This window comes from Kribbella sindirgiensis (assembly GCF_004331435.1).
Lineage (GTDB): Bacteria > Actinomycetota > Actinomycetes > Propionibacteriales > Kribbellaceae > Kribbella > Kribbella sindirgiensis.
In genome coordinates this window covers 320,252-334,114 of the sequence record NZ_SJKA01000004.1, presented here as the reverse complement: position 1 = coordinate 334,114, position 13,863 = coordinate 320,252, and the positions used below count along the sequence as shown (strand labels likewise).

At 65.2% G+C, this 13,863-nt stretch carries 8 protein-coding genes; 7 read left to right on the top strand and 1 reads right to left on the bottom strand.

Annotated features, from left to right (window positions below):
- The first annotated feature begins 97 nt into the window (after window positions 1-97).
- From E0H50_RS13420 to E0H50_RS13405, 4 genes are all read left to right on the top strand, one after another.
- Window positions 98-535 (top strand): gamma-glutamylcyclotransferase family protein, encoded by a 438-nt coding sequence (locus tag E0H50_RS13420; protein WP_131287684.1) that lies wholly within the window; start codon window positions 98-100, stop codon window positions 533-535.
- A gap of 24 nt (window positions 536-559) precedes the next feature.
- Complete coding sequence (locus E0H50_RS13415; protein WP_131287681.1) at window positions 560-1,417, top strand: cupin-like domain-containing protein; 858 nt, start codon at window positions 560-562, stop codon at window positions 1,415-1,417.
- Window positions 1,418-1,740: 323 nt separating this feature from the next.
- Window positions 1,741-8,205: an FG-GAP-like repeat-containing protein gene (locus E0H50_RS13410; protein WP_165547092.1), complete on the top strand. Its 6,465-nt coding sequence runs from the start codon at window positions 1,741-1,743 to the stop codon at window positions 8,203-8,205.
- Window positions 8,206-8,428: 223 nt separating this feature from the next.
- On the top strand, window positions 8,429-9,151 hold the full coding sequence (locus tag E0H50_RS13405) for an AAA family ATPase (protein WP_131287676.1): 723 nt from the start codon (window positions 8,429-8,431) through the stop codon (window positions 9,149-9,151).
- Window positions 9,152-10,268: 1,117 nt separating this feature from the next.
- Here the strand turns inward: E0H50_RS13405 and E0H50_RS13400 are convergent.
- Complete coding sequence (locus E0H50_RS13400) at window positions 10,269-10,913, bottom strand: RICIN domain-containing protein (protein WP_131287673.1); 645 nt, start codon at window positions 10,911-10,913, stop codon at window positions 10,269-10,271.
- Between the two features lie 292 nt (window positions 10,914-11,205).
- On the opposite strand from E0H50_RS13400, the gene E0H50_RS13395 reads away from it, so the two are divergent.
- The 3 genes from E0H50_RS13395 (at window position 11,206) to E0H50_RS42875 (ending at window position 13,357) form a co-directional block, all read left to right on the top strand.
- Entirely contained in the window at window positions 11,206-11,748 is a 543-nt protein-coding gene (locus E0H50_RS13395; RefSeq protein WP_131287670.1) for an RICIN domain-containing protein, read from the top strand.
- Window positions 11,749-12,426: 678 nt separating this feature from the next.
- Complete coding sequence (locus E0H50_RS13390; RefSeq protein ID WP_131287667.1) at window positions 12,427-13,176, top strand: hemerythrin domain-containing protein; 750 nt, start codon at window positions 12,427-12,429, stop codon at window positions 13,174-13,176.
- Between the two features lie 7 nt (window positions 13,177-13,183).
- On the top strand, window positions 13,184-13,357 hold the full coding sequence (locus E0H50_RS42875; protein ID WP_165547091.1) for an SDR family oxidoreductase: 174 nt from the start codon (window positions 13,184-13,186) through the stop codon (window positions 13,355-13,357).
- Window positions 13,358-13,863 lie beyond the last annotated feature (506 nt).

Sequence of the window (13,863 nt, the reverse complement as noted above, 5' to 3'; positions counted from 1 at the left end):
CACACGCGATGACGCCGTTCCGATCGGTCATCAGAGCAGTACGTACAGGTATGCCGGATCGGATGCGGCAGACCTCACTCGAAAACAGGAGGCCACCGTGCCCGACGACGCAGCTGATCGACGCAGCGATGTGTTCTTCTACGGGCTTTACATGGATCCCGAAGTCCTGGTCGGCCAGGGAGTTGAACCCTGTCGTCCGCGGCCGGCGGCCGTGAACGATCACGTACTTCGGATCGGGAAACAAGCGACGCTCGTGCCATGTCATCACGAGCAGGCGTTCGGAATGGTGTACTCGCTGACACAGTCCGAGGTGAATTCGCTCTACGGGCGACCTGGACTCGAGGGCTACCGAGCCGAGCCTATGCTCGCTCGCCTTATCGAAGGCGGCGTCGTTCCGGCGCTTTCTTACATCCTGTCGAAGTCGCCGCCTGAGGATGAGGAAGCGAACTGCGAGTATGCCCGGGCTCTGCGCGCTGTCATGATCCGTCTTGGACTTCCTACCCCGCCCGAGGCGCCGCCGTGCACCACGAGTTGACGAGTGTGACGAAAGTAGGTTCCGATCAATGACTTCACGGACAGACGACGCGAGGTCCTCCGGCTGAATCGGCCGTCCCAGCAACAGTTTCAGAGAGCCGTGAGGACGGGACGTCCGCTCATCATCGCGGGATGCGCCGAGGAGTTGTCACGCGGCCACACCTACAGCCTCGACCTTCTACAGCGAGCCATCGGCAACCGGCGGATCGAGGTCGACAGGCGACCGTCCAGGAACACTCCTCAGGATCCCCAGTCGAGACCTGACTTCCAGCGTGTCCGGTTCCAGGACTTCCGCCGGCGGCTGATGACCGAGACCTTCGACGGGCCGCGGACATACCTGCAGGACGACGTCAACCACATGCCGGGCCTGCGGCCCTTCTACGGTGAGCCCGAGTACCTGCGTGATGTGACAGTGACCAGGACAAAACTCTGGGTCAGTGGTCGAGGGCTGGTTACGCCGCTCCACTATGATCCGGTGGAGGTCGTCCACTGGATGATGGAAGGCAGCAAGCGGTGGGTGCTGGTTCGACCAGGTCTGCGGAACCTGTACCCGTACGGCCTGCGTACGAAGGCGGCGATGTTCAGCCGGGTGGATCCGGATGCTCCTGACCTGAAGGCGTTCCCGCGCTGGCGCGGGGTGCGTCCCATCGAGTTCGATCTTCAGGCAGGCGAGTTGCTGTACATCCCCGCGTTCTTCTGGCATCGAGTGGAGTCGACGTCGGATTACAACGTCTCGATGAACTACATCTGGGTCGCATCGCTGCGCAAGATGTTGCGCTATCTGCCTGAGTTCGGACATGCCGTGCCGTTCGTCAGGTGGCAGGCCAAACGCATCTCCGCGGCACGGACAACGATGCACGAAGACAGGCGGGTGCGCCTGTAGAGCGCCGAGCTGTTTGTCGTCAAGTAGCGAACGGGCCGTGGGACTCGTTAAGGCTCTCGTTGCTTTCGGCAACTGTACTCAAAGACGTCGTACGGCCTGTCCGCCTCTGGGTGTTGTCGACGGGATGCTGTTCGGTGGATCGGCCGGCTGGCTGTACGCCGAGGTGATCCAAAGCGCACGCCTACGCGTACAGCAACGCGAATGGTCCCGCGTATGCGCTTAGGAGGCGATCGATGCGGCCCGATCCCGAGCTGTTCGTCCGAGGAATTCGTCCCACATCCAGCGGAAGACCTCGCATCCGTTGGCTCCTGGCGCGGGCTGCAGTGATCGCCACTGCGATCGCCGTCGCCGTGCCTGGTTCGGCCTCGGCTCAGCTGCCATTGCCCACGAAAGATCCGGCCAAGGTGGCGAACCCGTCGTCAACGGTGCCGGTCGGCGCCCAGGCGGTCGGCGGCGTCAAGGGGTCGGCGTCGGTGAGCGCGACCGGTGTCGCGGAGTACGAAGTACCTCTGACCGTCGTCCCCGGCCGAGCCGGATTCGGGCCGAACTTGTCGGTCAAGTACTCGAGTCAGTCCGGCAACGGCCAGCTCGGGATGGGTTTCAATCTGAGCGGTCTGTCCCAGATCTCGTTGTGTGCGAAGTCGGTGGCCGACGATCAGGTGGCGCAGGGCGTGCAGTTCAACGGCTTTGGCCCGTTCTGCCTTGACGGCCAACGGTTGATCGCGAAGACCGGTCAGTACGGCGCGAACGGCACGGAGTATCGGACCTTGCCGGACACGCACGTGCAGGTGAAGTCGTTCCGAGCCGCGGGCACCCCGTCGTCCGAGATCGGTCCGACGTACTTCGAGGTGCGCCGGCCGGACGGCCGTGTGGAGACGTACGGCGACACGTTCAGCGACAACGCCCGTGCGCGGGTGGCCGCCGGCAACCAGATCGTCAACACCGCGTGGCACATCCAGTGGTCGCGTGACCGTTCCGACAACGAGATCAAGTTCGAGTACGGCCGCCGGACGGCGGCGGCCTCGAACCCGTCCGAGATCGAGCGCTGGATCGACAGGATCAGCTACGGCCGCGTCGGGCAGATGGACCGGCTGGTGGAGTTCGGCTACGAGACGCGGCCCGATCCGCGGTTCGGGTACTCGCTGGGACAGCCGCGCGAGAGCACCAAGCGGCTGAAGTCGGTGACGATGAGCCTGCTCGACGGGGTCGAGAAGAAGCGAGCACGCGAGTACTCGTTCTCGTACCTGAACGACGGAGCGACCAAGAACAGCAAGCTGGCTACGCTGCGCGAATGCGGTGTGATCGCGTCGGACTGCAAGCGCGACACGCACTTCACCTGGTCGTTGGGGTCGGAGGGCTTCGCGGCCGGGAAGGCGCAGACGACCCCCTCGGGCGGGTCACTCGTGCCGCCGTCGGTGAACAGCCAGCTGATCGCCGCGGACTTCGACGCCGACGGACGGAGCGACCTGGCCTGGCCGGACGCCTCGAACTGGAAGTATCTCCTGGCTCAGCCGACCTCCGGCAGCCAGATCTACACGACCAAGCTCTCCGGCCCCGAGAACTCCCTTGGTGTCGGTGCCACGGCGTGGCCGCTGGACTATGACGGGGACGGCAGGGTCGATATGGTCCGGCGCTCCTGGCCCGGCGACCCGAGTTGGAAGGTCCTGCTGACGAAGCTGGTCGGACATGGCCCGACGACGCTGGTGTCGACCCCGTTCACCGGCGGCCTCAACCACAACGATCCGGATGCCGGCGCGATCCCGGGCGACTTCGACGGCGACGGCTACCAGGACGTGATCGAGTACGCACGCCAGCCCGGCACCAACCTGTGGAATCGCTGGTGGCGGCGTAACTCCGGTACCGTCAGCCCTGGGATCGACAGCGCGACACCGTACGACACCCAGGCTTTCTCGGTCCCTCTCGATGCCGGGCTGAGCAGCGAGAACCCGGCGAGCCTGACGGTCGCCGATGTCTTCGGCGACGGCCGGGACCAACTGCTGTTCGGCGTTGACGGTCAGTTGATCGCCAAGGACATCGCGAAGGGGACGACGGTCGACACGAAGCTGCCGTCGAACGTCCTGAAACTCGACAAGCAGTGGCTGGATCTCAACAACGACGGACTGACGGACCTGCTCACGAACGGTACGGCGAGCGGGGTCAAGGAACCGAAGCTGTATTACTGGCTGAACACCGGCCGCGGCTTCAGCGGCGCCAAGTCGGCTGGTGTTTCGGCGGATGGGTTCGCGCGAGCTCTGGTCGTCGACTACGACGGCGACGGCACCCGGGATCTGCTGGTGCCGCGGCCGGCCACGGGTGGCCAGATCGTGCCTCTGTGGGTCGGACTCGATGTCGTCCGGGCGAAGGCCACCGCCGCGGACGCGCTGTCGTTCAACCGGCTGGCGACGACTGTTTCCTTCGAGGCGATGCCGACCGAGGCCTTCAGGTTGCAGGGGCCGCGGACGGTGGATGCGAACGGCGACGGACTGACCGATGTGCTGCTGGTCAACCGCCCGTCCGTCGGAACCTCGGGTACTCCGACGCTGCAGTTGTTCCTGCACAAGACCGATGGTGGAGTGTCGGGTGCTCGTCACGATCTCCTGTGGCAGGTGTACGAGGGCGATCAGAATCCGAAGGGTCCGATTGGCTCGCTGCCGCCGACGGTGGAGTTCCGGTACAGCCCGCTGACGAACACAGCGGTCTATGACCGCGGCAGTTGTGCACGTGCTACCGGCTTCGCCTGTCAGTTCGGTGGCGGCGCGTACGTCGTGGAGAAGGTTCTCCGCGACTCCGGCATCGACGACCATACTCAGATGGTGTCGGAGTATTTCTACCGCGACGGCCGCACCGACAGGTTCCGCAGGCAGAGCCTCGGGTTCGCCGAGCGGCGGGTGATCAGCTATCCATCCGACCATCCGGACCAGCGGATCACCGAGAGGGCGTTCTACGACAACACTGTTCGCTGGAGCTCGCCCCGGCTCGAAGAGCGGTGGATCATCACGCCGCTGTCCGGTGGACGGAAACGGCTGGAGCGCGCCGAGAACGACTGGGCGAACCGGACTACCGGATCCGGGAGCCAGCTGTTCTTCAGCTATCCGTCGGAGACCAGGCAACGCAGCTACGAGTTCCCTGACGTCGCGAACCTGGCGGTGATGACACCGTCCCAGTTCACCGTGCTGAACAAGAAGGCGTTCAGGGCGATAACGACGCTGGTGAGCGGGATGGACGAGTACGGCAACGCCGGGACGACCGTCACGCGCCGGGTCGCCATCGACAAGGTGCAGGAGAACAAGACCACGCTGACGCTCACCCCGGATCTCGACGTCGCGAACTGGCTGGTGAACCGTCCGAAGAAGATCGTGGAAGCAGACCAGAGCGTCGATCAGGCAACTGGCACGTTCCGGCCGGCGCAGACCCGCACGAGCTCGTACACCTACGAGGGACCCACGAAGCGTGTCGACACGCTGAAGACCTACGGCTCCGACGCCGCGCCGGGGCGGCAGCTGCTGACGTCGTTCGACTACTCGTCGGGAAACGTCATTCGTCGCACGATGACCGACCTCGGCACCGGTGACGCTCGGGAAACTACCTACGCGCACGACGGCTTCGGCTACCTGCATGCGACGCAGAACGGCAAGTCGCAGACGGCCTACACCGGCTACGACCCGGTGCTCGGGGTGCTGAAGGTCGCTGTCGACATCAACGGTCTCCGAACGGATCACACCTACGACACGTTGGGGCGGCTGGTGAAGACGCGAACGCCCAGCGGCGTGGAACGTACCATGACCTTCACCCAGGTGCCGGTCGGCACTGAGAACCTGCTCCAGATCGAGGTGAAGGACGGGAGCGGCGCCGTGACGCAGTCGGTTGCGGATCGCCTCGGCCGACCGGTGACTGAGAGGTTCAAGGCCCGCGACAACGGCATGCGTCAGCGGTTGCTGACCTACGACGGCCGGGGCCGGCTGGCGTTCGACACCACGTTCCACCCTGTCGGTACGGTCGTGACGGAGAAGACGAAGTACGGTTACGACAACGCCGACCGGATCGTCTCGGTGCGCGAGCCCTACACCGCCGCGCCCGCCACCTGGAGCTACTCCGAGCTCACCACGACATCCACGGATGCCCGCGGCAACACCAAATCGAGCACGGTCAACCAGAACGGTCAGGTGGTGCGTCAGGTCGATGACGACGGCACGTCGACGCCGCCGACGAGGACATATGTCTACGGCTCGTTCGGCACCCTGCTGAGCACGAGAAACTCGGCCGTCGCCGGCAGCGAAACCCGCTACGAGTACGACGCTCTGGGCGCCCAGGTCACCAGGACAGATGGTGAACGAGGCAAGACGAGCTACGCATACAACGCCTTCGGTGCTGTCATCGGGATCGACGATGCGAACGGCCGCCACGCCGCGATCACGTACGACGTACTCGGCCGGGAAACCCTGCGGAGTACTTCGAAGAACGGGATCGGCACGTCGACGACGACCCACACCTGGGACACCGCCGGAGGGCGGACGTTCCGTGGCGCGCTGATGCAGGTGACCGCTGACGAGCGGATCATCCCGAAGGCCATGGCAGTTGTGACGACCGACTACTCGTACGATGCGTTCGGCCGCCTGGATCTGGTCAGCCAGACCCTGCCGCAGACCGCGAGTCCGACCGCTCCGCTCGAGACGTTGTCTGCCGACTACGACTTCGACAAGTTCGGCCGGCTAAGCACCCTGCGTTACCCGAAGCTCAAAGGACAGACCGAGGGCACGAAGGTGCAGTACGCCTACGGAGCGCCAGAGACGACGAACGGTCAGCTCAGCGGCGTCACCTCAGGTGCCGCGACGTTGTGGACCGCCGACGAGGTCGACACCCAAGGACGTCTGGTCGGCGAGGAGTCGGGCGACGGCGTGACCACCAGCCGGACCCTGGGCTGGGACGGCCGTGTCCTCGACATCAAGTCGCTCACCTCGAGCACCGACATCCACCCGAACAAGGTGCTCTTCGGTGAGCAGTACACCTACGACGACCAACGGAACCTGGAGAGCCGCGTTCAAGGCGCGGTCACCGAGAGGTTCACCTACGACCAGCTCAATCGGCTGGCCACCGGCAAGACCTACAATTCGACGACCGGCGCGGTCTTCCAGACCGATGACTGGCATTACGACAAACTCGGCAACCTCAGCTCGAGCGAGCTCCGCGGCACCTACACATACGGCGATCCGTCCCGTCCCACCCAGGTCACGAAGGTGACGGGCGGACTGTTCGGAACCCGTTCCTACGGGTACGACCCGGTCGGCAACCAGACCGTTCGGCCGGATGCCAAGCTCACCTACAACGACCGGAACCTGCCGGTCCTGCTCGCTCCCGCCAGCGGAACCGCGACGTCGTTCTCGTACGACGGGAACGGGGAACGCGTCCGCAGTTCCGGCAATCGGGGAACGACGACGTACCTGCCGGGCCTGTACGAACGTCAGCAGAGTGCGGCCGGCACCGAGCATCGGCTGCGTGTCCAGGTCGAGGGCCGCGACGTCGCGACCCTCGTCTATCAGGAGGCAGTCGGAGCCGCAGGTGTGACCAAGCAACCCACGCTCTACCCGCATGGAGATCACCTCGGCTCCACCCGCTTGGTCACCACGAACAAGTCGGTCACCGACAGCGCCTTCCAGGCGATCCCCGTCGAGACACGGAGCTACGATGTGCTGGGGAAGCGTCGCAATCCCGACCTGACCCGCGGGGACGACCAGTACACGAACGGCATCCAGCCTCGTGTTCTGAACCAGGGTTTCACGAGTCACGACGATGACGACGACGCCGGCCTGGTGAACATGCGCGCACGTCTCTACGACCCGGACCTCGGTCGCTTCACGACGCCCGATGCGTTCGCCGCGGGCGCCAATCCGACCCAGATGTTCAACCGCTACACCTACGTGTCGAACAACGCGCTCCGCTACACCGACCCGACCGGGCGCGCGGAGTGCGATGCCGGCAGCCACTGCGATCTCGAGGTCTGCCCGCCGGAAATGACGACCTGCATCGGCGGGACGTCATCCGGCGATGGGGCCGGCGGGACGGGTACACCCTCGGATGGGGACTGCCCGCCAGGCGCATTGTGTGCAGACGAGGTCGTTGTGGTCGGCCGCCCGGAGAAGCCGGTCGGCGATCCGGCGCCCGGGCCGTATCACGGTGGTCAGCCAGGCTCGCATGAGCCCGGCGGACCTGACGAGACATCTGGAGACGGTTGCGGCCGAACCCACACGTGTCACGACATCGAAGACCCGGACGAAGACCCGGACAAAGAAAGCAAGAAGTGTGAGCCGTTGTGCAGGGACGGGTTCGGCTACAAGAACCCGGGCAGTCAGCCGACGCAGACCAACACCGTCACTCCGGCGGGCAGCGGCGGCAACCAGGCCGCGACGGATGTCAAGCCCGACGCCGACGGCTACGTGGTCCCCACGCGGACCCGCGACACCGATAAGTCGATGGGAGCTGACGGAGTGACTTATCCGAGCGCGGCTGCCGCCGCGGCAACCGAGCTGGCAAATCAGCTGGACGCCATCGCCGAGGGGACCCGGAAGAATCCGGTTGCCGGCACCTGGGTGTCGATCGCTGCGGCAACCGGAGCTTCGCCTGCAGAAATGGCCGAAGCCGCGAAGGCGGCCGCACCGTTGTGGGGCGTGGCCAGATGGGCGTCGCCGATGGCGGAAGCCAACGGTGGCTGGCGGCCCGGGATCGGGATCTCCGGCGGGGTCTTTAGCGGCTACTCTGGCGTCATGCAGCACGGCAACACCACCACGAGATGAGGCCGTGAGTTACGCCGCCACAGAAGAATGCCGGGACCTGGAAGGCCGCACCTTCCAGGTCCCGGCGCTCGTTTAGCCCGTTGGCCACACCACCCACCTGCTGATCGGAGCCGACCTGGCTTCGCGGCGCCGAGCGGGTACTGGGTCGGGCTGAACAGTATTTCCGTTCGGCGGGACACCTGGAGTTGTTCCGGTCGGGGACTCCGGCGTGGTGACGTAGGCGGTGCCGCTGAAGGTTGTCGTGGGCCGCAGCGATTTCCTTGGCGATGTCATCTGGATCGCCTCGAGGAGGGACGTTATCAACGGACAGGTTGAGCAGGGATCCGCAACGTTGACCTTTGTCAGCGGCGATCTAGGGCTTGGCAAGACCAGGCTGTTCGAGGAGTTTCGGCGCCGTGCTGAGAGCGACGGTGTTCCGTCAGCTCTGGTACGGCCGACGGAGGCATGCAGACGTCGTCCCTACGCGGCACTAGCCAGCGCCCTCGACCCGCTGGCCGGTGCCCTCCGGGGCGAGATGGCCGACTTCCCGCCAGGCCTGGCGCCGGCCTTGCTGACACTCGCGCCGGCGATTGCCTTGGGCTCCTGTCCGGCGGCCGAGCCGAGGCCGCAACTGTTCGAGGCGGCGGTGCGGGAGCTGGTGACGAGGCTGTCGTATGGCCGAGGGCTGGTCCTGCTGATCGACGACGCGCACTGGGCCGACGACGCGAGTCTGGACGCCCCGCTGTCGTTGTCGCGGACCTCGATCACGGATGGCTTGCGAATCAGCCTGTCGTACCGGCCTCGGCAGCTGTCTCCCCGTCTGACGGCCGCCGTCGAGAACGTCACCCTGAGTGGCGTGGCGCGGATGTGTCGTCTGAGCCCATTGACCGTGGACGAGTCGCGCCGGATGATCGGCGATCGGCGATCGGCTCGACGTCGGGACAGGTTCGCGCGCGCTACATCGTGAAAGCCTCGGGATACCGCAGTACCTGCAGATTCTCTCCCGAAGGACACGGGACCGCGGCGACTCCGGCTTGGTGGTGCTTGCGGCCGAACTCGACTCGCTGTCGCCCGAAGTCCGTGAGATCGGGCAAGCGGCGGCCGTTCTCGGCGAAGTGTTCGATCCGGGCATGGTGTCCGAAATCGCTGGCTGCCCGACCGGCAGGTTTCCGAAGGTCTGGACGAGCCGGCGTGTCGAGACATTATCCGTCCGGCCGCGACTCCGAGAGTGCAGTGTTTTCGGCATGCTTTGATGAGAGATGCTGCGTACAGCCTCGCGAGCCTGGACTGGAGACGGACAGCGCACGCTCGCGCGACAGTGGCTCTGCGCCGTGGTGAGCCCGCGGCCGCCGAGCGATGCGCACTTGAGGCCCGCAGTTCGAGCGAGCAGTGCGGAAACACATTGCTCGCTGGTGCGGGCGCGGCGTATCTCGCCTGGACGTCGACGGTGCAAGGATCCGCCGACGCTCTCCGGCTCGGAGATGACGCGGAGCGGTTTGCCGTGTACAGCTGGTCCGGGCTCGGCGTCTCGTCGGTCGCGGTGATGGGTGAGCTGAGTCTCATGCGGGGTGACGTCGCACGGTGTGTGTCGAGGATCCTGAGCTCTGCCGGGGGGTGTCGAGTTGATCCGTGTTGGGCGTCCCGCACGAGCGCTGGTCTACGAGTTGCTCACCCGGGCCGAGTTGGCGCGGGACGACGTGAAGTCCGCACGGACCTGGGCGGAGCGTGCGTCTGACGCTGCTTGGAGCGTTGATTACAGCGAGGCCGCGGCCTTCGCCATGTTGGCCGGCAGCCAAGTTCAGCTCGCGGCGGGCGACAGGGTGGGGGCTGCGCGACTGGCGCGCACGGCGCTTGAAGGCTTCGAATCGATCGGAAACCATCTGGAGTGCAGTCGGGCTCGCTCGGTGCTGCATCGAGCGTCAGCAGGATGGAGAGACCCAGCCGAGGGAGTCGCGTGGTCCGGCGTGGAATCGAACCAGCCCTCGTACCGCTAATTGATGCTGTAGCCGGTAACAACACGCCCAGTGGAACGCGAACCAACGCCGCGGCGCGGCGCCGCGGCGTTGGTTCGCGTTCGGACCTACCTACTGCTGCATGTTGACGAACGTGCTGCCGAAGATCTGGATGTGCTTGAGCCTCTCGGCGTTCGAGAGGCCGACGTTGACGTTGCTCGGCTCGAGGATCGCCTGACCACTGTTGCTGCCGTTGTTGTTGTTGGTGAGCACCAGCACCTTGCCGGTCCCGGGCAGCAGGTTCTGGAACGTCGACCCGTTGCCACTGAACAAGCTCACTTTCCAGCGCTGACTGAGCGTGCCGTCGCACACCGCGAGGACGACCTTGGCGCCAACCGCCTGCCCCGGGTTCTGCTGGGCTCCGGCCTCGACGTCGGCGCACTTGCCGGTCGCCTTGTTCACGAGAGATACCCCTGTGGAGTTGGGCACGAACTTGACCTGGCCCCAGGCCAACTCTGATGGCGTGTTCGGCACGCCACAGGTCGCACAGTCCGAAGTTCCCTGAAACCGCGGTACGAACTTCAGCGCGGAGTTGTTCTGCGCCGAGCTGATCGACATCTGCAGGCTTGCCTGCTGGCCCGAGATGGACGTGCTGTTGACAGTCCGGAAGAACGTCGCGGCAGAAGCGGTCTGTACCGCCTGACTGGCCAGCGCCAGTCCCGCGGACGCGGCGAGCATGGCGACGGCCGCAGGCCGACGGAGACGAATGGAGCGCATCGGAGTGATCCCTTCAAGAACTTGTTGGCTCGTTCACCAAGCGATACGGCCCTCGCCCCAGAAGCGGTTCGGACCAGAGCTGCCATGTCGGTGTTGCCCCGGCCACGCCTGATCCTGTTGAGGATGGGATCCGGACGTTCATCAATAGACCTCCGGCCGCGCGAGTGACTATGCCTACCGAGGACTTAGCCGCCGGCAGCGATGTGTGAACCGACGCGGCCACCGGCCCCGTACAGCACGTGGAACTGGGCGAGCGTGGAGCCCATATGGCGACGTACAGGAGGCAGGATCAGTGTTCAAGAAGCGGCTCCGCAGAGCGCTTATCGCTTGCGGCATGGTGGCCCTGACGGCCGGTACCGCCGCGGCGACGCCGGCCCATGCGGACGGGTTCCCAGTGGACTCGAGTTTCTCGACCAAGTGGCTGGTACGCAGCAGTGGCAAGGCGTTGGCCGTCGGCTCCTGGTGGCAGTCTCCAGGTAGCGTCTATCAGCAGACCTACGAGGGTCTGGCGAACCAGAAGTTCAAGTATCGCTATTTCGCTGACGGGCATTTCAGCCTCGTCGACACCAGTTGGTGGGGAGGCTGCCTGGATGTGGAGAACGACTCCATCGCGATCGGTGCAAGGATCATTTCCAAGACGTGCGACGGATCGCCGAGCCAGAAGTGGGACTACTCCAGCGATCCAGGAAATCTTGCTCACGTCTACCTTCGAAATGTCTTGAGCGGCCTCTACATGACCCTTGAGTCGCCTTCTTCGCCGACCGTCTTCATCAGATTCGTTCAGAAGCCGAAGACCGGGACCTTCGCACAACAGTTCACCAAGTCAGTCGCCTGATCCTCGAGAGCATTGCCTCCCACGCGGTCGGGCCGGCGTGGCTCGATCGCGCGGGACAGCGCACTCGGCGTCGACGACGGGCTATCGGACAACCTTGCAGATCATCCGCCGGGGCGGTCTTGGCGTGGCTACATCCAGGCCCAGGCCCGGGCAACAGACAGCGGCTGCGAGCGTTCACCACCGTTCGATATCAGATGACCTGACGCGACGTAGATCCGCTCGCGGCGAACAGGACACCGAGAACGCGGCAGTGCGACGGCCGGCCAGGGATGCCTCCGAACGGCACGCCCAGGCATAGAGACTCGGTCACGCCTGAGGAGCCGACCGTGAGCGGGGTCGCTAACACGGCGCATCCTCCGCAGACTTGAAGAGCGTTCTCGAGCAGTACTCCGGATCGAGGCAGCGGTCGCCTCGTCGGCCAGGGTGGCCTCGACCACGACGGAATTCTAGTCGCCGTGGCCGAGGATCACGTGATCGATCGCCGCGGAATCGAAGGATGGCCGGGCGAGCATCAATCAGGCCGTATGCGCCAGCCTGTGACTCCCAAGCCCGGCACAACTCGCAGCACCCGGCTCGGGACCGCTGCTGCAGGTCCTACGTCGCACTCATGATCCGGATCCGCATCAGCTCGCGTATTGCTGATGATCCAGGCCAGCGTCGACAAGAGGGTAAGTCAAAGTGGGAAAGAACATGTCGGCCCGCCAGCAAGTGATGCTGCCCGGCCAGGCGTCGGCACCAGGTGGTCCTGTCGACCTGGTGGCGATGTACATGATGCACTTTGCGCTTCGCCGGGACCTGGCCAACTTCCTAGCGGCAGTGCAGCGAACTCCACCCGCGGACACACCGACCTGGATCGCGCTAGAGCAACGATGGCGGCGTTTCGGCGAGATTCTGCACAAGCACCATTCGGCCGAAGATGCAGGTCTGTGGCCGCTGCTGCAGCAGCGAGCCGCGCAGGCATACGACGTTCACGGGCTGGAAACGCTGCGAGACATGGCGCAGGAACACGCCGGCATCGACCCTCTCCTGGCGGCTTGCCTGGACGGTTTCACATCCCTGGCAAGGGCTTTTGAGGCATCGGCGAGAGACCGGCTCGCGCATGAACTCGCGGAGACCGCCAGAGCCCTCGACTGGCACCTCGGACATGAGGAGCGAGAAGCGATGGCGCTGGTCCAGCGGCACCTCCAGCATGCCGACTGGGTCGCCGTCGAGAAGCGACACTTCAAGACGGCATATGCGCCCAAGGAGATGCCCTTCATGATCGCCTGGGTACTGTCAGGCCTCACCGACCGCGATCGTGAGCGAGTGCGCTACGCCTTTGGCGGTAGGCCTATCGACTTGGTATGGCGCCTATTTCTTCGTCGTGGGTTCGAGCGGAAGGAGAGCGCCGCCTTCCGGTACGTCCCACAGCGGGTGGAACCTCGCTGACGGTTTGGTGACAGGTATCGCGGGCACCGTCGGTGGTGCAGCTCGCGGCGCGCGGGCGCTGGTGCGCGACGTCGGTCGAGCCGCGTTCCTCCTGCCCGAACGGGTGACCCCTGTGCTGGGTGATCTCGGCGATTCCGCATCGGTGCGCGCTGCACTGGTTGGGGTCGAGGCGGCGCTGTAGGTCGCACCGCATGAACCCACTGAGGTCGAGATAGCCCAGGCGGTCATCAGCCCGTGTGAGGACCTGAGACGCGATGACTGTTTGTGGGCGCAAACGTCGACGGCCCCAACGCCCTTTCGCGTTGGGCTATGCGCACCATGTTCTGACTGATGCTTGCTACCGAGCACGTTGCGCATCGGTCAGATGATGGCTGCCCCGAAAGACGCGGCCGGTCGTGTCATCGCTGACCAACTACTTCCACTACGACGAGCTGATCCGCGAGGCTGTCTTGGCAGGTGCATGCCCGCCGCCGCTGAAGTCAACCGGATCGATGTGCGCGATGCAGGCGGACGTGCCGGCGTTCCACCATGCAGCCGCACGATGTCTGCCGACAAACGTCGCCTGTGCTCCCCAGGATCCAGGCGCGAAGGTAGTCGGAGACCGTTGGCCAGGGCGGAGAAGTCGGCAGGCGGCGCCTGCCACAGGCAGCAGTTGTGGGTGGGTGACGGATCGCGTCGCCAATGTCG

Coding starts and splice junctions, on each gene's coding strand:
- E0H50_RS13400 (WP_131287673.1), bottom strand. CDS start 10,913: ATGCGCTCCATTCGTCTCCGTCGGCCTGCGGCCGTCGCCATGCTCGCC.